This is a genomic window from Paenibacillus sp. JT22N1 (assembly GCF_059692155.1).
Genome location: NZ_JCAUAW010000022.1, coordinates 1 through 25,165, shown reverse-complemented (window position 1 = coordinate 25,165; position 25,165 = coordinate 1). Strand labels below are relative to the sequence as shown.

The 25,165-nt window shown below is 44.6% G+C and carries 21 protein-coding genes; 12 read left to right on the top strand and 9 right to left on the bottom strand.

Annotated elements, in window-relative coordinates:
- Positions 1 to 20: 20 nt before the first annotated feature.
- The 5 genes from AC58UU_RS31710 (at position 21) to AC58UU_RS31690 (ending at position 5,890) form a co-directional block, all read left to right on the top strand.
- Complete coding sequence (locus AC58UU_RS31710; RefSeq protein ID WP_497321497.1) at positions 21 to 1,163, top strand: electron transfer flavoprotein subunit alpha/FixB family protein; 1,143 nt, start codon at positions 21 to 23, stop codon at positions 1,161 to 1,163.
- The gene (locus tag AC58UU_RS31705; protein WP_057306460.1) at positions 1,160 to 2,470 is read left to right on the top strand and encodes an FAD-dependent oxidoreductase; all 1,311 of its coding nucleotides are present in this window, start codon (positions 1,160 to 1,162) and stop codon (positions 2,468 to 2,470) included. Before AC58UU_RS31710 ends, AC58UU_RS31705 begins: the two co-directional genes overlap by 4 nt.
- A complete protein-coding gene (locus AC58UU_RS31700; RefSeq protein ID WP_036634482.1) occupies positions 2,467 to 2,754 on the top strand; it encodes a ferredoxin family protein in 288 nt (95 codons plus the stop codon). The genes AC58UU_RS31705 and AC58UU_RS31700 overlap by 4 nt, the downstream gene beginning before the upstream one ends.
- Positions 2,755 to 2,902: 148 nt before the next feature.
- Positions 2,903 to 5,098 carry an alpha-galactosidase gene (locus AC58UU_RS31695; protein ID WP_497321495.1) on the top strand — a complete coding sequence of 732 codons (2,196 nt, stop codon included), beginning with the start codon at positions 2,903 to 2,905 and terminating at the stop codon, positions 5,096 to 5,098.
- A 276-nt stretch (positions 5,099 to 5,374) separates the two neighbouring features.
- Positions 5,375 to 5,890, top strand: coding sequence for a DinB family protein (locus AC58UU_RS31690; RefSeq protein ID WP_497321494.1), 516 nt, complete (start codon positions 5,375 to 5,377; stop codon positions 5,888 to 5,890).
- Positions 5,891 to 5,925: 35 nt separating this feature from the next.
- On the opposite strand, the gene AC58UU_RS31685 is transcribed toward AC58UU_RS31690, so the two are convergent.
- Complete coding sequence (locus AC58UU_RS31685) at positions 5,926 to 6,153, bottom strand: hypothetical protein (RefSeq protein ID WP_029198041.1); 228 nt, start codon at positions 6,151 to 6,153, stop codon at positions 5,926 to 5,928.
- Positions 6,154 to 6,356: 203 nt separating this feature from the next.
- The gene (locus tag AC58UU_RS31680) at positions 6,357 to 7,157 is read right to left on the bottom strand and encodes a helix-turn-helix domain-containing protein (protein ID WP_497321492.1); all 801 of its coding nucleotides are present in this window, start codon (positions 7,155 to 7,157) and stop codon (positions 6,357 to 6,359) included.
- A 135-nt stretch (positions 7,158 to 7,292) separates the two neighbouring features.
- Between AC58UU_RS31680 and AC58UU_RS31675 the strand changes: the two genes are divergently transcribed.
- Together AC58UU_RS31675 and AC58UU_RS31670 are read left to right on the top strand one after the other, a co-directional pair.
- Positions 7,293 to 8,069, top strand: a complete 777-nt coding sequence (locus AC58UU_RS31675; RefSeq protein WP_497321490.1) for a sugar phosphate isomerase/epimerase family protein — start codon at positions 7,293 to 7,295, stop codon at positions 8,067 to 8,069.
- 24 nt (positions 8,070 to 8,093) lie between these two features.
- Positions 8,094 to 9,113 carry a Gfo/Idh/MocA family protein gene (locus tag AC58UU_RS31670; protein ID WP_497321488.1) on the top strand — a complete coding sequence of 340 codons (1,020 nt, stop codon included), beginning with the start codon at positions 8,094 to 8,096 and terminating at the stop codon, positions 9,111 to 9,113.
- 111 nt (positions 9,114 to 9,224) lie between these two features.
- Here the strand turns inward: AC58UU_RS31670 and AC58UU_RS31665 are convergent, their stop codons facing one another.
- A complete protein-coding gene (locus AC58UU_RS31665) occupies positions 9,225 to 11,336 on the bottom strand; it encodes an LTA synthase family protein (RefSeq protein WP_497321487.1) in 2,112 nt (703 codons plus the stop codon).
- Positions 11,337 to 11,580: 244 nt separating this feature from the next.
- Between AC58UU_RS31665 and AC58UU_RS31660 the strand changes: the two genes are divergently transcribed.
- On the top strand, positions 11,581 to 12,441 hold the full coding sequence (locus AC58UU_RS31660) for a YitT family protein (protein WP_497321603.1): 861 nt from the start codon (positions 11,581 to 11,583) through the stop codon (positions 12,439 to 12,441).
- On the opposite strand, the gene AC58UU_RS31655 is transcribed toward AC58UU_RS31660, so the two are convergent.
- Positions 12,438 to 13,136 carry a LuxR C-terminal-related transcriptional regulator gene (locus AC58UU_RS31655; protein WP_497321485.1) on the bottom strand — a complete coding sequence of 233 codons (699 nt, stop codon included), beginning with the start codon at positions 13,134 to 13,136 and terminating at the stop codon, positions 12,438 to 12,440. The genes AC58UU_RS31660 and AC58UU_RS31655 overlap by 4 nt on opposite strands.
- Positions 13,137 to 13,150: 14 nt before the next feature.
- Complete coding sequence (locus AC58UU_RS31650) at positions 13,151 to 14,509, bottom strand: sensor histidine kinase (protein WP_497321484.1); 1,359 nt, start codon at positions 14,507 to 14,509, stop codon at positions 13,151 to 13,153.
- Between AC58UU_RS31650 and AC58UU_RS31645 the strand changes: the two genes are divergently transcribed.
- Entirely contained in the window at positions 14,508 to 15,554 is a 1,047-nt protein-coding gene (locus AC58UU_RS31645) for a CPBP family intramembrane glutamic endopeptidase (protein ID WP_497321483.1), read from the top strand. The two genes, AC58UU_RS31650 and AC58UU_RS31645, sit on opposite strands and share 2 nt — an antisense overlap.
- An 81-nt stretch (positions 15,555 to 15,635) precedes the next feature.
- Entirely contained in the window at positions 15,636 to 16,616 is a 981-nt protein-coding gene (locus AC58UU_RS31640) for an aldose 1-epimerase (protein ID WP_497321481.1), read from the top strand.
- Between the two features lie 74 nt (positions 16,617 to 16,690).
- On the opposite strand, the gene AC58UU_RS31635 is transcribed toward AC58UU_RS31640, so the two are convergent.
- Complete coding sequence (locus AC58UU_RS31635) at positions 16,691 to 17,074, bottom strand: YmaF family protein (RefSeq protein ID WP_497321479.1); 384 nt, start codon at positions 17,072 to 17,074, stop codon at positions 16,691 to 16,693.
- Positions 17,075 to 17,134: 60 nt separating this feature from the next.
- The gene (locus AC58UU_RS31630; protein WP_497321478.1) at positions 17,135 to 19,222 is read right to left on the bottom strand and encodes an LTA synthase family protein; all 2,088 of its coding nucleotides are present in this window, start codon (positions 19,220 to 19,222) and stop codon (positions 17,135 to 17,137) included.
- Between the two features lie 224 nt (positions 19,223 to 19,446).
- On the opposite strand from AC58UU_RS31630, the gene AC58UU_RS31625 reads away from it, so the two are divergent.
- Positions 19,447 to 20,838, top strand: coding sequence for an MFS transporter (locus AC58UU_RS31625; protein ID WP_497321476.1), 1,392 nt, complete (start codon positions 19,447 to 19,449; stop codon positions 20,836 to 20,838).
- Positions 20,839 to 20,906: 68 nt separating this feature from the next.
- Here the strand turns inward: AC58UU_RS31625 and AC58UU_RS31620 are convergent, their stop codons facing one another.
- The gene (locus AC58UU_RS31620) at positions 20,907 to 21,551 is read right to left on the bottom strand and encodes a DsbA family oxidoreductase (protein ID WP_497321475.1); all 645 of its coding nucleotides are present in this window, start codon (positions 21,549 to 21,551) and stop codon (positions 20,907 to 20,909) included.
- A gap of 52 nt (positions 21,552 to 21,603) precedes the next feature.
- Positions 21,604 to 22,404 carry an AraC family transcriptional regulator gene (locus AC58UU_RS31615; RefSeq protein ID WP_497321601.1) on the bottom strand — a complete coding sequence of 267 codons (801 nt, stop codon included), beginning with the start codon at positions 22,402 to 22,404 and terminating at the stop codon, positions 21,604 to 21,606.
- Between the two features lie 143 nt (positions 22,405 to 22,547).
- Between AC58UU_RS31615 and AC58UU_RS31610 the strand changes: the two genes are divergently transcribed.
- A complete protein-coding gene (locus tag AC58UU_RS31610) occupies positions 22,548 to 24,575 on the top strand; it encodes a beta-galactosidase (protein ID WP_497321474.1) in 2,028 nt (675 codons plus the stop codon).
- Positions 24,576 to 25,165: the final 590 nt, after the last annotated feature.

The window sequence follows — 25,165 nt, the reverse complement described above, 5'->3', positions numbered from 1 at the left end:
TGGGAATGGAGGAAGTCACAATGTCAAATGAACAATCACCGGACCAGCCTGAAGCGTCGATGCCCGATTGGTCGGCTTATCGGGGGGTATTGATCGTTGTAGAGCAGCGAGATGGAGCTGCAAAGAAGGTCTCCTGGCAGCTGCTGGGCGAAGGCAAGAAGCTAGCCGCGAAGCTTGACGCGCCGCTCATGGCGCTCGTCATCGGCGAGAATGTGGGCCACCTCGCCGATGAAGCCGTGCATTACGGCGCGGACAAGGTGTACTTATGCGAAGCACCCGAGCTTCGCACCTACAGGACTCGGCCATACAGCCGAGTCTGCTTGAAGCTGATCGAGGAAGCGAAGCCCGAGATCGTACTGTTCGGCGCGACAGCGACGGGCCGCGACTTGGCAGGCGCGATAGCGACGCACCTGCCGACGGGGCTGACGGCCGACACGACGCAGCTCGACGTGGAGCCGCCGCCGTCAAGGCTGCTGCTGGCCAGCCGGCCGGCTTTTTCCGAGAAGATGATGGCCACCATCCTCTGTAAGCAGTACCGGCCGCAGATGGCGACGGCGCGCGCCGGGGTGTTTCAGGCGCTGCCGAAGGACGCGACGCGCCAAGGCGAAATCATTCGCATCGAGGCGACGATGCGCGAGGAAGAGATTGCCGCGCAGGTGCTCGACTTCCTGCGCGAAACAGGCAAACTCAATCTCGAGGATGCCGAGATTATCGTGGCAGGCGGCCGCGGACTGGGCGGGCCTGATGCTTTCGGGATGCTCGCCGAGCTAGCGGATGCGCTCGGCGGTGTCGTTGGCGCATCGCGTGCCGCGGTCGATGCGGGCTGGATCGGGCATGAGCACCAGGTAGGTCAAACCGGTGCCACGGTCAGGCCGAAGCTATACTTCGCCATCGGCATTTCTGGTGCAGTTCAGCATACCGTAGGTATGAGCCATGCTGACGTCGTCGTCGCAATTAACAAAGACGATAAAGCGCCAATTTTCCAATTCGCTCATTATGGCATTGTTGGCGATATGTTCAAAATTGTTCCTGCCATTACGAAAGAGATTAGGCAGCGCCGAACTTTATTTGGCCAACAACTAGCTGGCGCCGCAACCTCCTTGCCACAGGACGATTCGAAGACAGGGGTTAACGCGGCCCTTGAGAGGAGTGAAGCCAAGTGAACGAGAAATTTGATGCGATTGTTGTTGGCGGTGGTCCGGCGGGCGCAGCAGCAGCTTTGACGATGGCACGTGCAGGATTATCCGTTGTTTTGTTGGAGAGGGGCGAGTTCCCTGGAGCCAAAAACATTTTCGGAGGCGTCCTATACCGTAAGCAAATCGAAGAGCTGGTTCCCGAATTTTGGAAAGAAAAAAACTTTCCCATGGAGCGTTACATTGTGGAACAGCGCATCTGGATGATGGGCAAAGAATCTATGGTCACCTTCGGGCACCGCAATGAGGCTTACAAAGAGCCTTACAATTGCTTTACTGGACTGCGGGTTAAGTTCGATCAGTGGTTCGCGGACAAAGCCGTTGCTGCTGGGGCCATACCTATTTACGAGACCGTTGCACTCGATGTGATTCGCGAAGGTAATAAGGTCGTCGGTGTTCGTACCGATCGAGATGACGGCGATTTGTACGCCGATGTTGTTGTCATTGCCGATGGTGTGAACTCCTTGCTCGGTAAGGCGATGGGCATTCACAAAGAATGGATGCCGGACGAAGTTTCGTTGGCTGTGAAAGAAGTAATTGCACTTCCTAGGGAGAAAATCGAAGACCGGTTCGGGCTCGAAGGTGACGAAGGCGTTACGATTGAGTTTATGGGCGAGACCTCGCTAGGAATGGCGGGCATGGGTTTTCTATACACGAATAAAGAAACCATTTCACTAGGCGTAGGCGTTATGGTCAATCATTTGCGGGACAAAAAGGTGAAGCCTTATGCGGTCCTCGATGCTGTTAAGCAGCACCCTATGATTCGGAAATTGATTCAAGGGGGAGAAACGAAGGAGTACTCCGGGCACTTGATTCCCGAGGGTGGCTTTCACTCCATCCCGCCGTTGTCGGGAGATGGCTGGTGCGTATGTGGGGATGCCGCGCAGTTAATCAACTTTGTGCATCGTGAAGGTACTAACTTAGCGATGACCTCCGGTCGACTGGCCGGTGAGGCGATTGTGGAGGCCAAAGCACAAAGCGATTTTTCTGCTGCTTCACTCAAAGCCTACGACCAAAAAATTCGCGAATCCTTTGTCCATAAAGACTTACAGAAATACAAAGGCATGCATCAATTCCTCAAAGAGCAGGACCCAGAGTTATTGTTCGACAAGCTGCCAAGAGCGCTGAATGAAGCGGCTTACAACATGTTCCTCGTAGATGGGATTACCAAAGCAGATAAGCAAAAAATGGCCATGAAGCTCATCAAAAATGCCGCCGGCGGTACAGTAAACCTGATGAAGCTAGGCTACAAAGGATGGAGGGCGATGAACGGATGAGCCAAAGTGACATTTCAGATAAACTATTTACCATTCGTTATAAATGCGATGATAAGTCGCACCTCGTAATCAAGGATACGCAGACCTGTTTAAATTGCGTAACGAAGGATTGCAATTATTTCTGTCCCTCGGACGTCTATGAATGGGAAAAGAAACTCAAAATTACAACCGTTGCGTTTGAAAATTGTATCGAATGCGGGACCTGCCGAATTGCATGTCCATCTTACAACATTGATTGGGTCTATCCCAAAGGCGGCTATGGCATGACTTATAAATTTGGCTGAAAATGAAAAATACGAAACGGAGCTAGGGCTATTTCGCGCCTTGGCTCCTTTTCTATGCATCCCAAACTACATTCCTCCATATGTAGGTGCTAATCCTCCATAGTTTTGTTCTCGAAGGGATATGATAATAGGAGGTAGGAGGGATATCATGCGAATTACATTTGAACCAACACAAGGACTATTCCATTTACAAAACAAGCAAATGAGCTATGTTATTCAACTAATCAAATCCGCTTACCCAGCCCATGTTTACTGGGGACGCCCTATCCGATCAGGTCAATTGGCTTCGATCCTACAATTTCAGGAGAGATGTTCGTTTTCACCAAATCCTGTTCCCGAAGAACGCAGCATTTCTTTTGATACATTGCCTCAGGAGTATCCGGCATATGGTACAAGTGATTATCGGGAGCCAGCTTATCAAGTTGCTCTTCCTGATGGATCTACAATTTCTGAGCTCATCTATGATAAGCATCGAATTTACCAAGGAAAACCGGTGCTCGAGGGACTTCCTGCAACCTATGTAGAGCAAGATGATGAAGCGGAAACATTGGAGCTTGAACTCGTTGATTCTGTCATTGGCTTACGCGTGATTCTTACTTATACGATATTTGAGCAGCATGCAGCGATGACTAGATCGGTACGTTTCGTAAATGAAGGATCCGGAGATCTAAAGCTGCTTCGAGCGCTTAGTATGAGCCTTGATTATCAGCATAGCGAGTTTGATCTTCTTCAGCTTTCAGGTAGTTGGGTTAGAGAACGACATATCGAGAGAAGACCCTTAGCACCAGGAAAATTGACCGTAGAAAGTCGCCGCGGATCGAGTAGTCATCAGCACAATCCTTTTATTGCACTGCTTTCCAAGGACGCCAATGAAGATCATGGCGATGTGTATGGTTTCAGCCTTGTTTATAGTGGCAATTTCGCTGCCCATGCAGAGGTTGAGCCGTATGGTTCAGTACGTGTATCCATGGGTATTAATCCATTTGATTTTGGCTGGTTGCTTGAGCCGGGACAACATTTTCAAACGCCTGAAGCTGTAATGGTTTATTCAAACGCAGGCCTAGGGGACATGTCAAGAACCTATCACAAGCTTTACCGTACTCGACTTTGCCGCGGTGAATTCCGTGATCGGACAAGACCTGTGCTTGTGAATAACTGGGAAGCAACCTATTTTCAATTTAATGCGGATAAAATCGAAAGCATCGCCAGCGCCGGCAAAGAACTTGGCATCGAATTATTCGTTCTTGACGATGGTTGGTTCGGCAAAAGAGACAGCGATAACAGCTCCTTGGGAGACTGGGTCGTTGATAAAGCGAAACTGCCGGGAGGACTGGAGGACCTCGTCTCCAGAGTCAATGGAATGGGACTTGAGTTTGGACTGTGGTTTGAACCAGAAATGGTTTCCCCAGACAGTGACTTATACCGAAAACACCCAGACTGGTGCCTGCATGTACCGAACCGTAGACGTACAGAAGGTCGTCAGCAATTAATATTGGATTTTTCACGTACAGATGTATGTGAAGCGATCACGAAAATGATCAGTGATATCCTAAGCAGCGCGCCGATCACTTACGTGAAATGGGACATGAACCGTAATATGACCGAAATTGGTTCCGCTGCACTGCCTCCGGAAAGACAACGAGAAACCGCTCATCGCTATATTCTTGGTCTGTACCGTGTTCTTGAAACATTGACGAATGAGTTCCCGCATATCTTGTTCGAGAGCTGCTCCGGTGGCGGTGGCCGGTTTGACCCTGGTATGCTGTATTATATGCCGCAAACGTGGACAAGCGATAACACGGACGCTATCTCTCGTTTGAAAATTCAGTATGGGACTAGCATCGTTTATCCTGTTAGTTCAATGGGAGCGCACGTATCTGCCGTACCAAATCACCAAGTTCACCGCGAGACATCGTTGGAAATGCGCGGCGATGTTGCGATGTCCGGCAACTTTGGTTACGAACTCGACCTAACCAAGTTTAGCGACGAAGAAAAAGAAATCGTCAAAAAGCAAATAGCCGATTATAAACATATCCGGCCGCTCGTCCAATTCGGCGACATGTACCGCTTACTCAGTCCATTTGAAGGTAACGAAACTGCTTGGATGATCGTTTCTGAAGACAAGACTCAAGCTTTGGTCGCTTACTTCCGAGTTCTCGCCGAGCCTAATGCGCCACTCAAAACGCTGCGGCTCAAAGGACTCAACCCATCCTTCGATTACCAAATCGCAGGCTTGCAAGGTGAATACCCCGGCGACCATCTACTTTACGCCGGCCTTCCAGTCTCTGGTCTCCGTGGAGACTTCCAGAGTAAAATCTGGCTGCTCGAACAAAAGCCATTATAGACAGTTCAAAAACACTGACTTCTTCACTGAGGTCAGTATTTTTTTTGTTTCACGGAATATCCCCTTGACTCATGTTTTTAAGCAGATTTGTAGATATCACAGAATGGCTTATTTGAAAAAGTAGGTGAGGTGGAACACGACCGAAAACTTGAAGGGGTATAAGTCTAGCAATTGTAGATGTTGAAGGCTGAGCTGGCTTCATATTTGTTTAGGTTTGCTATATGATAGGGATATACATAGTTTCTATTTTTTATCACGAAGGGAGATTCATTCGATATGCTGCAGAGACCTGGTAGTGAAGAATACTCACCATTTTTTACTGGTTATATTAGTCAAGTTCCGGAAGGCGACTATCTGTCCTTTTTACACAGCCAATTAGACGCTGTTGTCGCTTTGTTTTCGCCGATTAATGATGAGCAAGGGCTTTATCGATATGAGCCGGGGAAGTGGAGCTTGAAGGAAGTCTTGGGGCATATGACGGATACGGAGCGGATTATGAGTTATCGGATGCTGCGTATTGCTCGTGGAGATACAACGAATTTACCAGGATTTGATCAGGACTTATTTATCGACAATGCTTCTTTCGACGAATTGTCGATGGAGGATTTGTTAAACGACTTTCAAGCCGCACGTCAAGCCACATTTTCTCTGCTGAAAACAATTTCGGAAGAAGCCTGGTCGCGTAAAGGGATAGCTAATAACAATGAAATCTCTGCACGCGCGCTTGCCTATGTGATAGCCGGTCATGCTCAGCATCATCTTGTCGTCATCCAACAAAAATACAATGACTAAAAAAAACGAGAAGTCCTGAGGACTTCTCGTTTTTTTTAGTAAAGGGATAATGCAAGGGAGTCGCGCTCATTAAAGGAATGGAGAATCGCTTCACAACCTACGATCTCAATACTAATGATAGAGTCCAAGCATTTCTTAATCGTTGCTCTTCCTTTGGTCACTTTAGCTTCGAGTGCGGATTTCAATAAATTGAATTTCTTTTTATTTTTCTCATCTGAGTAGACTGGCACGGGTTTGTTGTGAATTGTAATAAACATTTTCATCATTTTTCACCATCCTAGGAATTGGATATAGGTCTAGCATATATGAATATTATTAAATTAACCTTAAAATAGTTTTACAATTTTGAAACAAAACCATGTATTTCTATGTATTTTTACTTCTCATAAGCTTATACGGATGAGAGAGAGGAAATGTTTCACTCTTAGATAGCATTTCTTGAAATATTTGTGAATTCCATGCTTCGTTAATTTTGCTGAGCGTTTTGGCGAAAAAGCTTGGGGGATGTGCCAAATCTATGTTTAAATGCTCGGTGAAAGTAAGGGTAACTCCCGAAACCGCAGCTTAAGGCGATTTGTTCAAGGGACATTGAACTATCATGCATGCGTTCCACAGCGCTGGATAGGCGCACTTCAAGGGCGTATTGGATCATTGTTTTGCCGAAGCATTCTTTGAACAAATGAACCGCGCGGGAAACGCTGAGTCCAACATGGTTGGCAACATCATCTACTTTAAAAGTAGCAGTAGCTTGTGCTTCAATGAACCTTTTCATACGTGTTCCGGTAAATGGGCGTCCTTGTAAAGAGACGGTTTCCGTTGCTGCACGCTCTACATATAGGCAAAGGGCTTGCAGCAAATAGCCGCTAAGCTCCTGATTTTCTTCTTCCATTCTACGCTTCTCAAGAATAAGCTGGCGCCATAGCGAAATTAAGCGAGCATCTAAGTCGATGCGCGTACAAGTCTGTTTGAGGCTGCGTTTCCACCACGCATCGATCCAAGCACCTTTACAGAATACGTAGTAGTCGCCACTAGCAATTTTACTGCTAGGTTGATCCAACTCATGTTCGATACGAAGCTCATAAGGGTCTCCCGGTTTAAAAAGAAGAAGATGGCCAGCTTCAATTCGCTGCATACGTCCATCTACTAGAACCTCGCAAGTGCCTTCTGTCTGCAATCGGAAAAGATAAAAGTTGAGTTGGAATTTGTTACTCACATTAAACGGTTCCATATGAAAAGAATAGCCGCAGGTTAAGACCTCAGTTTCCATTGTATTCACCTTTCATAGCCAAATAGGAGATGTTTTGATTATATCGTGAATGGTCATTTAAGGCTATGATCCATTATACTAATTCTATCGTGTTCGATTTATCAAAATATAGATGAAGAGAAAAGAGGAGAACAAATGGGACGTTTAGGAATTGGTCTGCAATTGTATACATTAAGAGATGATATGGAAAAAGATATGGAAGGCACACTTCGTCATGTAGCGAAGTTAGGATATGAAGGTGTAGAATTTGCGGGTTATTATGGTAAGCCTGCTGCTGAACTCAAACAGCTGCTGGATGAGCTAGGTTTGAAAGCATTCGGCAGTCACGTGAGTTTAGAGAGATTTCGTAAAGATCTGCAAGGGGAACTTGACTACCTGAAAACAATCGGTGCTAAGTATGCAATCTGCCCGTATGTTGGTGCTGAAGAACGTGATTCAGCAGATCAATGGAAAGCGCTAATTGCTGAATGCCAAGCGATTGCCGTAGAAACGAATAAACAAGGTTTGCAATTCCTTTACCATAATCATGATTTCGAATTTCATCATAAAGTGGATAACGAGTTCGTCTTTGATGCCATGTTTGCCAAAACAGGTGAAGATGCAATTAACGTAGAGATGGACGTATGTTGGGTTCAATTCGCTGGTCAAGACCCACTTGCCTACATAGCGAAATATGCGGGCCGATTACCGCTGCTTCATTTCAAAGATTTCACGAAAGATGCAGAAGGTAAATTAGTAACATTAGAGCTGGGCTTAGGCGATGTTCCTTTGGAAAAAGTGATTAAAGCGGCCGAGCAAGCAGGCGTGGAATGGCTTGTTGTTGAGCAGGATCACTGCCAGAAGCCACCACTTACAAGTGTTGAGAACAGCTTGAACTGGGTAAAAGAGCATTACACAAATGTTCATAACTAACATTTAAAAGGAGCATTAATAAACATGAGTAAAATTAAAGTGGCCGTAGTAGGTTGCGGTTCAATAGCTAAACATAGACACATCCCGGAATATGCTTGGAATTCGAATGTTGAACTCGTCGCATTCGTTGATCCTGTTCTGGAGAGAGCGGAGCACTATGCGCAGCTGCATGGTGGCAAAGCATACAGCAGCTATACCGAAATGTTGAAGCAGGAGAAAGTGGATGCAGTTAGTGTATGTACACCGAACTTTCTTCATGCTGAAGTATCCATTGCCGCTGCAAATGCAGGCGCTCATGTCTTGGTGGAGAAGCCAATGGCTTCAACAGCAGAAGAAGCTGAGGCAATGATTGAAGCAGCAAAGAAAAATGGCGTGTTTTTGATGGTTGGTCACAACCAACGCCTGATGCCTCCACATGTCAAAGCCAAAGAAATTTTGAATTCTGGCAAATTAGGTAAAGTGCTGACATTCCGTACATCTTTCGGACATCCAGGTCCGGAAGGGTGGAGCGTGGACGGACGCGAAAGCTGGTTCTTCCGCAAAGAAGAAGCAACAATGGGCGCGATGGGCGATCTTGGCGTACACAAGTCAGATTTAATTCGTTGGTTGCTTGCTGATGAGGTTGCACAAGTGGCTGCTTTCGTCGGTACCCTTCATAAAGAAGGTACAGATGTTGACGATAACGCGACTTGCTTGCTACGCATGAAAAGCGGCGCGACAGGCTCACTAGTCGCTAGCTGGACTTATTATAAAGGTCAAGACAACTCAACCGTGTTATGGTGCGAGAATGGTGTTATCAAAATCGATACCGATCCGAATGACCAAGTCATCGTTGAGCTTCGTGATGGCACGGTTGAACGTTATAAAGTCGGACAAATCGCTACGAACGAGAAACAAACGCATAGTGGTGTCGTTGACGAGTTCATTACTAGCATATTGGAAGGCCAAAAGCCGCGTATTTCCGGCGAAGAGGGGCTTCGCTCCTTGCAAGTCATCCTTGCAGCCTTCGAATCCGAAGCAACAGGAAAAATCATCTCCTTGTAATCTAGGTCATTCTATATTGAAAAGCTCATCCATTCGTGGATTGAGCTTTTTTTATTTGAAAAGACCCGTTTTCTCAAATTAGAGAAAACGGGTCTTGGTGTCTAACTTAGTTTAACGCCCACCTATTTCGATAGACAATGTGTTTGATTTACCAACGGTGGTTTCCTTGGAATCTTTCACATACACTTGAATGTCCCAGATTCCAGCTTTGAGTAAATGGCCTTCGACCTTGGCAGTCAGTGTATGTTCATCTTGCCATATGCTTGGAACAGCTTTACCATTTAAAGTAACATAGCCAAGGGCGGGGATATTGCTTCCTCTCACCGTTAGGGTTACACTTGAACGTCCAGATAGATCCTGCGTATCGGATTCGACTTTATCAAGCATGATCGGTCCAAATCCGAGCATATACTTGGAATCTATAATGGGAATTTTATAATCCTTGTAAGCATGTCGATCACCGAAAATGATATCATACTGCAATGTCTCGTAATCTTTAAGGTCCTGTTCGTTAATATGCATGGACTCATAATAATCCTTCGGAGGTATGACAGGGATCTTTTTCGAAAGTTGACTTAAATAATCGGTATAATAGCTGCCTTGCTGTTTGGATAATTCAATGAGATAAGGGCCTAAGAAAGAAGGGCTAATATTTAATGTATCTTTGCGCCCTTGGTCAAAATTGTTCCAAACGACGAGCGGAACACTGTACATTTTTTTCAGGAAATCGGGATCGTCTTTGCCGCTAATATACTTAGTGTCAATGTAAGTGGCGTAATCATCACCCAGGGCTGGTAAGTGGTCTCCCCAGAAAGCGATAATCGTTGGTTCTCCCTTTTTCTCGTAGTACTCGACTAATTCCTTCAACATCTTATCTGAGGCACTTATGCCTTGGGCAAGCGTTTCAAGCATACCTTGAGAAGAAGGAGACATATTGCCAGTAACGTCGAATGTGTTTTTTGGGAATTTACCAGGGAAAAAGTGAAAATGATTTTCCATCGTGTTAGCAAATACGAAATCGGGTCCATCGCTTTGGTCTGTCGCATGAATAATATTGGCAGCAACTTCGCTGTCTGCGATATAAGGACCTGAATAGTTAGGCTTAAAGTATTCGATTGGAATATACTTGGAGAAGCCAAAGTATTTATATATTTTATTACTGTTGAAATACCAGTTGTAGAATGGACTTATCGCCGTAGATGTGTAACCTTGTCTGGCATAAATACTTGCCAAAGAATCTACTTCATTCGTAAGGAATTGATTGTAGGCGATAGACCCTTGCGGTAGGAAACGCATGGAGTTACCTGTCAAAACCTCAAACTCGACATTGGCTGTACCCCCGCCATACTGCGGTGAAAGCATCGTACCGCTTGTCCCCGTCTGCTGCAGCTTATGGAAGAATGGAATCGGATCACGGCTGAATTCCACACCTTTGATAACGGTTGGATCCCAGAAAGCCTCACTTAACACGACAATTACGTTTGGTTTTACAGGATTGTTTGGGTCCCCAGCTTTAATCGGCTTAGGTGTATTACTGACAATAGCTTCAACAGCTTTATCATCGTAACCTTCACGTTTATCGGTAAACATCGACTTGGTATTCAGAAACGATGCTAATGCGTAGCCGTTCGTATTGGTATTCTCAACTTGGTTCCAAACGGAAGCTTTGATACCGCACCATTTCTGAATCGGAAGAGGCAGATCCGTGTAAACCGCAGACAACATAGCGATCGCGATGAGAGCAAGAATTCCACGTTCTTTTAGTGCTACCTTTTTCGAGAATAAGGTCGTGCGGTATAACAAGAAATAACTGGCCACCAGGAACAAAAGAATGATTATCAAAATTTTGAAGCTTAGAATATTTGAGATGTATTTCACCATATCCGACGCTTCGCCGGCCAAGACGAGGTCCCAAGGTGTCAAAGGGACCCCTAATATTTTCAACTTCACGCCACTTGCGAGGGCCAAGGTAAGAAGAATACCTGAAATGACCCAATAGGCAATTCTAGTTCGGCCAATCATGGCGATGAATAACAATAACAAGCTGAAGACGATCCATTCATTGAATAGCAGTTCAAGCAGATGCTTGTAACTCCAAGTAATCATTTCTATATAGTTCCCGCGGCTCAAAATTTCCATGATCAATACAGGAATTAAGGCAATTAATAATAGTGGCAATCGTTGCTTGGTCAGAAGTAATAAGCGATTAATGTGCTGGTTCATATGTGTCTCCTATGACGATCAAATTAAGAAATTGTAAATGATAACAGCCATCATTATACCACGGCCGACGGTAATATTCGATGGTATTATATCTAACATTTTTTATAATTAAGTATCAAAAGAAAGGCTTAATAGGCAGGAAAAAGATGGTTTTGTCGAGAAATGTAAGTATAGAAGATAGAGAAATGGAGGGGATTGCATGGCGGAGGAACAAGTTCAATATGTGAAAAAAGCGACAATGCAAATGCAGCATCGAAGAATGACCAAGAGAGCTTTATTTCGACGCAGTGTGTTTTTATTTTTAGGTGCTGTACTTATGTCAATTGGATTGGAGATTTTCTTAGTCCCTAACAAAATTATTGACGGGGGCATCACGGGGATATCCATCATTTTATCTTATCTAACCAATATTCAAGTCGGGATATTTTTGACCTTATTAAATCTTCCATTCCTGTTTATCGGATATAAACTAATAGGAAAAACGTTTGCATTATCAACGTTTTTCGCAATTCTGGTCATGTCCACAGGAACGTATCTGCTACACCCAGTGAAAGAGCTAACCAATGATCCTTTGCTTGCAGCTGTATTCGGCGGCATAATTCTCGGTATTGGGGTAGGAATGGTTATTCGTTTCGGGGGTTCACTCGATGGTACAGAAATTGTTGCGATTCTCGTCTCCAAAAAGATACCGTTCTCTGTAGGCGAGATTGTGATGTTTTTCAACCTATTCATTCTAGGCAGCGCAGGGTTTGTATACAGTTGGGATCGTGCGATGTATTCCCTAATAGCTTATTTTATTGCTTATAAAATGATTGACGTGACCATTGAAGGGTTTGATGAGTCGAAGTCCGTGTGGATCATCAGTGATAGCTTCAGACAAATCGGTGAGGCTATTCTGGACCGCTTAGGGCGCGGTGTCACTTATCTGGAAGGGGAAGGCGGCTTCACGGGAGATAACAAAAAGGTCATCTTCTGTGTCATTACGCGGCTGGAGGAAGCGAAGTTGAAATCCATCGTGGATGAGCTCGATCCTGCAGCGTTTCTCGCAGTTGGCAATATCCACGATGTCAAGGGAGGACGTTTCAAGAAGCGGGACATCCATTAGTCCCCTTTGCCGTCTCCGCCCGTTTTATTTCCTCGTTCAAACAAACCCAAGTCTCTGATTTTCTGTGCGGCATCTTTGCTGCTCGGACTACCTAGTTTCTTCAAGATATGACCCACATGGATTTTGACGGTTCGCAAGGATATAAAAAATCGGTTTGCAATTTCCGTTTGTGTATGTCCTTGATCAATCATCTCCAGTACCTGAAGCTCTGTAGGCGTGATTAGATCGCTGACTTCTTTGACTTTGAATTGGTGCTCTAACCGTTTGAGCCTGCGGAATTCCTCACGCATCTGTTCAGCTACTGCCGCGTTAATCGAAGATTGGCGTGCATGTACGGCTCGAATAATGGAAGGAAGCTCTTCGAATCGAGATTTGATCTGGTAGTCAATTGCGCCGGCTTGAAAGGAACGGAAGATGAAATCTTTCTCCTCCATCGAAGTAAGCATAATCACTTTAACTCCCCAAGATAAGAGCGCTTGTTCAGCAAGTCCAATGCCCGCGGACTCATCTTGCAGCATGATATCCATAAGAACGACATCAGCTCCTGGTTCCGAAATAGCAAATAATTCCCTTGCTTCTTCTGCGGTTGATACGGTGGCCACGACTTTCAAATCTGGCTGACGATTCAAATATGCTTTAAGGCCGCGAAGCCAGTCAAGGTCATCCTCAACAATCAAAACACGAATTGATTCCAAGTAGGAATCCCCCTTTATTTCTTTAGTCGGTTGCCGGGGAAGGTTAGAAACACACTCGTGCCTTTCCCTTGCGAACTGCTTAATTCCAAGGCCCCCCCATGTTTCTTCATAACACTGTAGCAATAGGCGAGTCCGAGTCCAAAGTTGCTATGACTGCCGCTTTTGGTCGTATAAAACGGTTCTAATACTTGCTTTAGCACGGATTTCTCCATGCCTATTCCGCTATCTCTTATTTCCAAAATAATGTTCTTTTTAGCATGAAACGCTTTAATTTTAAGCTCTCCGCCTTTGGGCATGGCTTCTACTGCATTCATGAGTATATTGGTTAACGTTTCAGCTATTTGTATGGGATCTAATTGAAGAATTAAGTTCTCAGGGATGCTCTGTTTCACCTGAACTTTACTTAGGTAAGGTTCAAGAGGAAGAAGGACTTCATTAATAAGCACCGCTAAATCGACTGCAGATACCCGAAGAGGGAGCTCCTGTGTTTGTTCGTGTACTCGGCTAATCATGTCACGGATATGCATGGAAGCCCCCATAACGACATCGATGTCCTGGATAAGTTCATCTTGATTCGTTTCATCAGCATATTGTTTCATTTTCTCAAGGAACAGACGCATTTTCCCGACATCGTTCTTAATGGAATGGTTTAAAATCGCGGTTCCCGATGTAATGGCGCGAAGCGTCGAGTCCAGCTTGCGACGTTCGATGAGCAGACGCATTCCGAGAAAACCGTATTTGAAAAAAGTGAACACGAAAAAAGGCACAACGAAAGCAAGAATCCATACGTGATAGACCCACATACGGTAAAAACCGAAGCTTGGCATGACGTAATTAAGTATGCCTACACAAAGGATAGGCGGAAGGAGGGCTAAGCAAGTGAACAAATGCGTTCGCTTCATAGCTGGAAGCCGTTCTGATTTGATTACAATAAGTACTGTACCAATGAAGATGTAAGGAACAGCCCAGGTGGCTACAATGGGAAAGATAATGGGCATTTCCTCGGTATAACCGGGTGTGAACAGTATGCAGGCAATTGGAGGAATAAGTAGGCCTATTGGCAGCCACGTTTGAATAGCTGGCTTCTGCCACGACGCGTTATATCTCAAAGAAAGCATGGCAAAAGAATATGGCAAGCCATAGTAAGATATCAGTGAGCTAATGCCCATGACACGATAAAGTAGAGCACTAATGGATGGGTTTGGTACGGTTTGCTGGATATAGGGGATAAAGGTTTCAGACAAAACGGCAGCTAGGGCGCCAAAGCCACCGGTAAAAGCGATAGTGCTCATCCAGCGCATCGTACTGGATCGTGGATCAACCATGACAAGCCCCAACGCGATGATCCAGAGTGCAAATAGAACAAAAAGCATGTTTCCTCCGTCAAATGAATCAGATGTTTCTTCTATTGTGGCATGGAGCCAACATTTGCACAAGAGCATCCTTTCCTTCGTAAGTTGGCAGGAAATAGGCGATTTATTCTCGAATAAGTGGTTTAGAAGGGAGTGGAACCTTATCGAGGTAAAGAAGCGGAAGTCCTTATCCATTCTGGTGATTGTGGGTAAAGTACTATTAACCCTCGTTTTCATTGTTGTGATTACCGTGCTATTATCAGTTGCAGCCGCGGTTGTAGCGATTCTGAGGCATCCTGCTCATGATATTAGTATGGCAGGAGTTGCTGGAGATCCATTCTTTATAAAGGCAGCCTTATGGGCGCAAATTATTGGTTTTATTAGCGGGGTTGTTCTTTCGTATGCCATTTTCGAAAGACGTAAAGGCTGGACACTTGGACTTCAAACTCACTTGCTAGGTAGAAGATTCGGAGAAGGCTTCGCTGCAGGCGCTCTACTTATTACGATCAGCAGTGCAGGGATATGGCTGCTTGGTGGGATTAAGATTGTGTCGTTTCAATGGACTGGAACACTCGGGCTCGAGCTGATGTGGGGCTTTTTACTCTTCATAGGGGTTGCTGTTAATGAAGAGTTATTCGCACGCGGCTATTTACAAGGACTGGTGAAGGAAAGGTTCGGCGCCATTTCTGGTATAACGGTTTCGACGGTTGTTTTTGCCTTTTTGCATACATTTAATCCAGGTATGTGGAGTTCGCCTCTTCCAATCATGAATTTACTGCTTGCTGGCCTATTGTTCGCCTTAAGTCGAGAGTACTCGGGCGGTCTGTGGATGCCTATAGGAATGCACTTGTCTTGGAATTTTTTTCAGGGCTGTATCCTCGGATTTGAAGTATCTGGTACACCGATGTCGTCGCTCATTAAGACCGAGATACAGGGAGCTTCGCTTATTTCAGGAGCGGATTTTGGAGCAGAAGGCAGCGTGGTCACCACCATAATCCTTGTACTTGGAATTGTTTTGATATCTACATACTATCAAAAACGTGCTAAGCAAATGCAAATGAATTAAGAAATGCTTACGAAGAGAGAATGCTAATCTAATGCCTAAGTAGCAAAAATTGCTAATGTAAAACACTAAGGAGGATTCATCATGAGTCAGTACGAGATTATCAACAGCGAGTGGGACGGGGAGTCGACCCTGCGCCTAGTCGACCATCATGCCCAGGCCGAGGCCGAAATCATCCCGGCCGTCGGATTGCATCTGTTCCGCTTCGATGTGCGGAACAATGCCTACATCGCGAAGCCAGCCAGCTTGGCTGAGCTTCGCGTCAAGTCTTCGCGCTACGGCGTGCCCATTCTGTTCCCGCCGGGGCGCGTCAAGCTTGCGGCCTTCTCCTTCGGAGGCCGCGAGTACCGGCTCCCCGCGAATCGGGAGCCGGACCACGCCCACGGCGAGCTGCGCGAGCGGCCGTGGAAGGTCGTAGCCAGCGGCGCGGATGCCGCTGGCGGGGCCTATGTCTCCGCGGAGTTCGACTTCGCGGAGCATCCGGACATGCTGGCGTATTACCCACACGCCGCATGCTTTCGCTTCACGTACCGTCTGAAGGACGGTACGCTGTCACTCAGCGGTGAAATCGCCAACCGTAGCGGCCAAACGATGCCGCTATCTCTTGGCTTTCACCCGTACTTCGCGTTCGCAAAAGGCGAAGCCAGCCGCGTGCGGGTTGTGATCCCCGCGGCGGCGGAGTGGCCGCTCAGCGCGGAAGGCTACGCGGTGGCGGAGCCCGCGTCTTCGCCGCTCACTGCGGCGCTGCAACAAGGCACGCTCGTTATGGAGCTGCCGAATTACCCAGGCGGCTCGCAGATGCTCAGCATCGAGCCGGGCCCGCAAACTTGCGAGCTTCACTATGAAGCTCGGGGGACTAAGCTCGTGTACGATATGGGAGACAAGTTTCCCATTCATGTGTTATTCACAGCGCCGTGGGCGGAAGCTGTGTCGCTTGAACCTTATACAAGTATCATGAACGTGTTCAACGAGCCCTTTTCACCAGAAATTTCAGGTGCCCAAGGCTTAGCAGCGGGAGAGTCATTCAAATTCAATTGGTCTATCCATATTGAACCATTGCAGTAACACTCAAAAAAGAGTCAAGGGAAGGCACATCAGCCTTCATACTTGACTCTTTTACTTTTCCATTTCATGATGACTCACCAAGGCTCATAGCTCATACCAACAGAAGAATAACCAGCGTAACTGTGCCGGTGCAGCTCCTGAATAAGACCTTCGATTTGCTTAGATTTGACCAGTGCACCTCCACGCGAGGTGTTGTAAGCGTTCAGCTCAACAGTGCCATCAAGTAAATGAAAGTGAGTTCCATCCTGAAGCGCAATGGCCGGCCCTGTCGTACCATAGTAAGCATGATAATGGCCATATCGAATGCCGGAAATGCCCTGGTATTGATGTACGTGATTGTCGTAAGCCGTACCGTTTACATTAAACGTATATAGTCGCAATAAATGATGATGGTTTAATTCTTCTGATGTTATTATTTCAAAGAAATGAACATGAGCAGGTGGTATACGTGGGTGCATGAAAACCCCCCTCGGCTACAGGATATGCTTCATCCTATTCGAGGGGGGCTGGAGTCATGACTAGGGGAGCGGATAAAGGTTAGATTGGCCGATCTTCATCTTTTTATCATCGTAAATACGTACTTCGACTTGGTGAGGTTTCCCAGGCTCTAAAGGTGGGTTCTCCGACAGATCGACATAAAGCGAATCTTCACCATCAAAATTGGATTTAAACGCTACGCCATCCATATAAACATTGCAGGAAGAATAAAAGGGCTTACCAACAACCTGGAGTTTGTTTTCACTTTGAATCACCTTTGTTATAACGGGATCGCCGTACCCCAAGGTGTAACCTGGTAGTACAATTGAGTTTTTAAAGCCTTTAGCTTCGTATCCATACCGGCCACCGAATAAGTTATCGTATTGAAGTTTCATGTAGTCGGTTAGATCACTTTCTTTGATTTGATACTTTTCCCACATCTCATTTGGAGGAATGACAGGAGTTTTTTGCGACAATGTGTAGAGATAGTCTGTGTAGTAACTGCCTTGAACACCAGCCATTTGAAGTACCTTAGGGCCTAGAAAGGAAGGGCTCATTTTTAGATCCATCTTTTCTTGATCTGCAGGCAGGAAATTGTTCCAAATCAAGAAAGGCGTGTAATGTGTCTTCGTATACAAATCTGGATCATCAGGAAGGACATATTTAGCATCGCGGTAAACCTTATAGTTTTCCTCGAAAAAAGGTAAATGATCCCCGAAAAAGAGAATGATCGTTGGCTCGGATTTTTTTGAGTAATAGTCCACTAGGGACTGAAGCGCTTTGTCAGTACCCGAGATACCCTGTGCATATGTCTCTAAAATACCTTTGGATTCGGGTGTAATATCTCCTTTCACTTCAATCGTGTTTTTGATGAACTTCCCTGGTTTGAAGGGATGATGATTCTCCATCGTGTTCGCGAAAATGAAATCAGGCCCCTGGCTTTTCTCCGTTTCCTCAATAATCTTCTTTACAACAGCTCGGTCCGCATAGTTCGGGCCTTCAAAATCATTTGGGAAAAACTCACTTGCTATGAAACGTGAAAACCCAAAATGTTTATACACCTTTCTGCTATCGAAGAAATAGCTGAAGAACGGATTAATTGAGGTGGCGGTATAACCCTGCCTCGTTGTTATACTAGCTAAAGAGTCAACACCATGATTCATATACTCAATGTAAGGCAATATTTTATCCGGTGATTTCCCGAAGAATCGCATGGAATTACCCGATAAGACTTCAAATTCAACATTTGCAGTGCTGCCTCCGAATTGTGGAGATAACATCCAACCGCTGGTATACGATTTCTGAAGTTGATGTAAATTCGGAATAGGATCTCGACTAAACGAGATATTTTTCATAATCGTTGGATCCCAAAAAGCTTCCCCAAGCACCACAATGATGTTTGGTTTTTTATCACTTGCTGGTTTTTTCTCAGGAATCTGCTCCAGAATGGATGTGATTGCTTTTTTACTGTATCCCTCTGGTTTTGCGACCTTCAGAAAACCTAACATTTGTACAGAGGAATACAAGTATCCATTCTCGTCGTAGGTGATCGTTTGATCCCAAGGCACCGTATAAATGCCATATAAATTCATGAAAGGAATCGGCTTGTCCGTATAAAGACTAGTCGCCATGATGATAACAATAACAGCATAAATACTACGTTCAATCCAAGTGAATTGGATTCGTCGATGCAGGAAAACCAAATGAAATAATAAAGCAATTATCACGAGGAAGATCACAACTGTACCCATTATTCTAAAATTAAGATACCCTTGCAAAAATTCCTTGTACTCAACAATTTGATTATTAAATACAAGGTCCCATGGATAATAAGGCGCTCCAATGGCTTTTAATTTACTGCCGCTAATTGCACCTAGAGGAAGCAATATTGCACAAAGCATCCAAAAGGATAACCGGCTTCGACCCGTTAATGCAATAAGGAACAAATACATAGTACCAACAACAAAGTAGGCAAGAACCATCGAAAGTGGGTGAGACATGACCCATTTATGAAGTTCTTCATAGGAGCCTCTTTCTAAGTATTCAACCATGCCCATCAGTAGAAAAGGTAATACAATAATCAAAATGCGAGAGGGTACATGCTTAAGTGTTTGAAGTAAATTAGTCATTCGTTGAACTCCTGTTCTATATAAACCATTTCCATTCGTCCATTATCTTATATTATCGAAAAAGATGAAAGATAGCCCTTGACAGTCCTAACTATAACATTTATTATTACAGTTAATTGTTATGAAAAATATTACAGTTAGTTGATTGTAATTGTTTTTTCCAGTCAATATAAGAAACTCTTATGATAAGATGGCTGGAGACATAGAAAATGGAGGTGGAAACCATGCAGCATGTTGCTACAGCAACAGACATGACACAAGAGAAGGTTATAGATGCCAAGAAGGCTGTGCCATGGATTATTTTTGTTATTTTTTTCGCGGTGTTGAATGAAACGGTTTTTAACGTTTCCACGCCAGCAATCGCCAAGCAATACGCGATTACCCCGACAGGTGTGAGTTGGGTACTCACCACATTTATTATTTTCTTTGGGATAGGATCGGTTATTTATGGCCGCTTATCCGATATTTTCAGCTTGAAGAAGCTAATTGTTGTAGGAATCGTCATCTATAGCGTAGGTTCCACTCTGGGCTTTCTTCTTCAAGCTTGGTATCCAGCCGTCATTTTTGCCCGCGCGGTTCAAGGTGCAGGCGCATCGGCTATTCCGGCATTAATCATGGTCGTGGTGGCTCGATACTTTTCTCCTTCAGATCGGGGGAAAATATTCGGAATTTTAACATCTACCGTATCATTTGCTATTGCAGTAGGCCCCGTTGTTGGCGGATTTGTCTCATCAACCTTGCATTGGACATATCTATTTATTATTCCACTATTTACACTGATTTCAATTCCTTTCTTCAGACAGATATTACCTGAGGAGAAGCGTAAAGAAGGCAGTGTCGACATTCTTGGTGCGGTCCTCGTTGCTTTTTCCGTAGCGGGTATCACGGTATATTTATCATTCCCTCATTGGTACTATTTGGCCGCGAGTGTGGTCTTATTCATTTGGTTCGTTGCTCATATTCGCCGAGCTAAAGAGCCTTTTATCGAGCCTGCCTTGTTCCGTAACAAGCTGCTTCGTGGCGGTTTGATCGTTGGTTTTCTCATTTTCTGTACAGTGATGGGTATTATGTTTGTTATTCCTTTGATGCTGGCGACAGTAAATGATTTGAGTACAAGTATGATCGGTCTCATCCTGTTCCCTGGTGCCATTTGCGCTGTTGTGTTCGGAACAATAGGCGGTAATTTAGCAGACAAGAAGGGAAATAACTTCGTTGTGTACATTGGAATGGGGCTTCTGTTTGTAAGTCTCGCGGCTATTGCCCTCACGGTAGGTCATTCCCCATGGCTCATTTCAGCAGCATTGCTTCCCACCTATGTTGGTTTTTCCTTTATTCAGACGGCTTTAGCTAACCGTGTTTCCTTGACGCTGGAAGTGCATGAGACGGGTGTAGGGATGGGATTGTTCAATCTCATTTCGTTTATCTCAGGCGCGGTAGGAACGGCACTTGTTGCCAAACTGTTAGATGGCGGCATGATGGAGTTTTACAAGAATCCGATTTTGAATACAATAAAAGCCGTGCCGTATAGCAATCTTCTCCTTATTTTTGCCGCTGTAGTGATTATTAGTGCTTTATTTTACAAGCAAATATTTGGGAAAAAGCTGCAAACAGCTTAATTCACATGTGTTATAAAATAAATAAACCGACTACTTCTCAATAATGAGAGAGTCGGTTTTTGTTTGTTTTAAGCCTCTTCTTCCGTTTGCTCCTCACTGATTTGCTGCAGTGCTTGCAGGAAGGTAGCCGAAGGCTGAGCGCCAGTTAGTGCATATTTACGATTGATTACGAAAAAGGGAACTCCCGAAACTCCAGCTTGTCTAGCAAAATCAAGATCATCCTCGACCTGCTCTAACCCTTCCTTAGCACTTAAGCGAGTGGAAGTTTGTTCCCGATCCATGCCGATTTTCTCGGAAAAATCAAGCAAAACATCCACATTCCCAATATCTTTTCCATCTTCAAAATAAGCTTTAAACAAATCGTCAACAAGAGCTTTTTTACGATCTTCCGGTACGATAGCGATTAGTTGATGGGCCATTAACGTATTAGGCATCTTCTCAACTTTGGAGAAATCGAAATGTAAACCTGACGCTTGACCAGCTTGAGTAACCTGCTGCAGCATGCCATTCAGCTTAGCTTCATCCGCTCGAACCTTTTGGAGCATAACATCACGGAATGGTGATCCCTCTGGAGGTGTTGAAGGGTCAAGTTGATAAGCACGATAATGGATTTCAACAGGCTCCGTTGTAAAATTGGCTAACGCATCAGTCAAATTCTTTTTGCCGATACGGCACCATGGACAAACAATATCTTGAAATATTTCAATAATCATGAATTAGACTCCTTTGATAAAAAAATAGTAACTATATTTTTATTATAGCACACTAATTCATTTGCCTGAACCGCTCGGGTGTAAGTCCGACATGTTTGCGAAAACTCGCGACAAAATGGCTTGTATCCCGGAAACCTACCTGCTCAGCCACATCCTTGACGGTCTGATGCTGCTGCTTCAATAGCATCTCTTTGGATTTGCGAAGTCGCATCATAATTAAATAGGAATAAGGGGACAGCCCAAAGGCATGTTGAAACAGTGTATTCATGTGTCTAGGCGTAATCTGTAGGATCCCAGCCATCACTTCAAGTCCGATATCAGGGTTATCGTAGTGACTTTCAAGCCAAATTATTAATGGCTGCAGCTGGACCATCTGATTGCGAATAGAGGCGCGGTTATTGATCTGTCCATGCTTTTTTAGCTGAATTAGAAAATGATATAAATCCGCAGAGGCTTCATACCCCGAATATTCGAGTGCTGCATCCATATTAGCTAAAATTCGTCTTATTTCCACTTGCAGCGGACCTTCCTCATCCCAACGAAAAATTGCAGACTCCATCAAATCAAGGGAAGAAAGAATGGCATCTGCACAAGTCCCTCCGAATGTGACATATTGCGTGCACCATTGCTCAGTTACAGCCCAATAAGAATGAGGTACACCCGGAAGGAGCAATACCCCTGAACCTTTGGTTAGGCGGAATTTTTTCCCATCCATAGTGAATTCCCCTTCACCTGAATAAGTTTGCAGCCAATGGTAACTAGGAAAACCCTCAGGTCTTAATAACTTTTCTTGATCCTCATGGTGACCAATGCTTTCAATAAATAGTGGAAACGGTTGCGCAGTTGAAGGCATTAATTCATATCTTTTATGCATTTCTCACGATCCTGTTCCATTTTATTATATAGATGTGTAAGAATATTATATTTTAAGCCAGAAAATAATCCAATACAATGTACTTATTCTTATATTAATTATTGAAAAAAGAGGTGTATAACTTGATTAACAAGAAACTTCCCAAAATTTGGTATGGTGGAGACTACAACCCAGAACAATGGGACAAAGAGATCATGAATGAAGATCTACGGATGTTCAATCTTTCAGGGATTGATGTTGCGACCTTAAATGTTTTTTCGTGGGCGCTCTCCCAGCCGAATGAAGATACCTACGACTTTGCGTGGCTTGATGAAATAATTGACCGTCTTTATGAGAATGGAACCTACGTATGTCTAGCAACAAGTACAGGTGCTCATCCAGCATGGATGGCACGTAAATATCCAGATGTATTGCGAGTTGATTTCGAGGGGCGTAAACGTAAATTCGGAGGACGACATAATTCTTGTCCAAACAGCCCGACCTATCGAAAATATTCGGAGCGAATTGCAGAAAAGCTTGCTGAACGCTACAAGGATCACCCTGCAATACTAATCTGGCATGTTTCTAATGAATACGGTGGCTATTGTTACTGCGATCATTGCGCGGACGGCTTCCGAAATTGGCTCCAAGAACGTTATACAACACTCGAGACATTGAATAAAGTGTGGAATACGGGTTTCTGGGGTCATACCTTCTATGAATGGGAAGAAATTGTTCCACCAAATGCCCTTTCCGAAGAATGGGGAGTGGATAATACCAACTTCCAAGGAATCTCGCTCGATTACCGCCGTTTTATGTCGGATAGTTTGCTTGACTGTTACAAACTAGAATATAACGCCATCAAAAAACATACACCTGACTTACCCGTAACAACGAATTTAATGGGACTTTATAAAGAATTAGACTATTTCAAATGGGCCAAACACTTAGATGTTGTCTCTTGGGATAATTACCCTTCCCTAAATACACCTATTAGTCTGACGGCCATGACCCATGACCTGATGCGTGGCTTGAAGCAAGGACAGCCATTCATGCTTATGGAACAAACGCCAAGCCAACAAAACTGGCAGCCTTACAATTCACTCAAGCGGCCCGGTGTTATGAAGCTTTGGAGCTACCAGGCTGTGGCTCATGGAGCGGATACCGTGATGTTTTTCCAGCTTCGACGATCAGTAGGTGCATGCGAAAAATATCACGGAGCTGTCATCGAGCACGTTGGACATGAACATACACGAGTGTTCCGCGAATGCGCGGAGCTAGGTTCTGAACTGCAAAAACTCTCTGACAGTCTACTGGACACTATAATAAACGCTCGAGTCGCCATCGTTTTCGATTGGGAGAATCGCTGGGCCATTGAGCTGTCCAGTGGACCAACCGTTGCACTCAAATATGTGGACGAAGTCCACAAATATTATGACGCTCTATTTCAGCAAAATATTCAAGCCAATCTAATAGGTACAGACACAGATCTATCAAACTATGACATCGTTATTGCACCTGTGCTCTACATGGTGAAAAAAGGCTACTCGAAGCGGGTGGAGGACTTCGTCCGTGCGGGAGGAACCTTCCTCACGACATTCTTTAGCGGAATAGTAAATGAGAACGATATCGTCTCACTTGGCGGTTACCCTGGCGAATTGCGCGAGCTGCTCGGAATATGGGCAGAAGAAATCGATGCGCTTTTCCCAGATCAAAGCAACCAAATCGTGCTAAAAGAACAATGGGGAGCACTCAGCGGTGAGTACCAATGTGGACTTCTATGTGACTTAATCCATTCAGAAGGAGCAGAGATAAAAGCTGTCTATGGCAGCGATTTCTATCAAGGAATGCCAGCACTAACTGTAAATAAATTCGGGGCAGGTCAAGCTTGGTATGTAGCCACTAGTCCTGAGCCATCCTTTATGCAGAGCTTTCTAGCTAATTTGTGTAAAGAAAAAGGTATAACAGCACCAATTCCTCCAGTTCCTGGTGTTGAGATTTCACAAAGAACAAATGAGAGTGAAACATATCTGTTTATCCTAAATCACAATGAACAACCCGTTAACGTAGATTTAGGAACCTTAAAGGGAACTGATTTAATAGTAGGTCAACCAGTAACCAATACCGTTACACTTTCAGCAAAAGGTGTTCTCATTCTATCGATATGTTGAATATATTCTTCTATAAGTTTTCGGGAAATAACCTCAGTCTCAAGACAGAGGTTATTTTTATTTATGTAAAAGTTCATAAATAACAGCAATCGCAACAACGATTTTCACCATAGACGCGACCAATTTTAGTGAAATCACCTTGAAAGGGCTATGATCACCAAATGGCAATTCAATTATATTAGGATAGTAGTTTTGGTACTTTCAGTTACTGTGTGGAAAAGTCAGTTCCAGGCTACACTTCTACAAAACGTAAATTCTGTGGTATCTACAATAAGTGAAAATGTAATAACTTAAACGAAAAATCAATAGCTAATAACCAAAAGCTAACAACCAATAACCAAAAGCCAACAAAACCCAACACCCAAAACCCAACACCCAAAACCCAAAACCCAAAACCCAAAACCCAACAGCCAAAGCCAACACTCAACAGCCAGCAACCAACACCCAACAGCCAACAGCCAACAGCCAGCAACCAACACCCAACAGCCAACAGCCAACAGCCAACAGCCAACAGCCAACAGCCAACAGCCAACAGCCAACAGCCAACAGCCAACAGCCAACAGCCAACAGCCAACAGCCAACAGCCAACA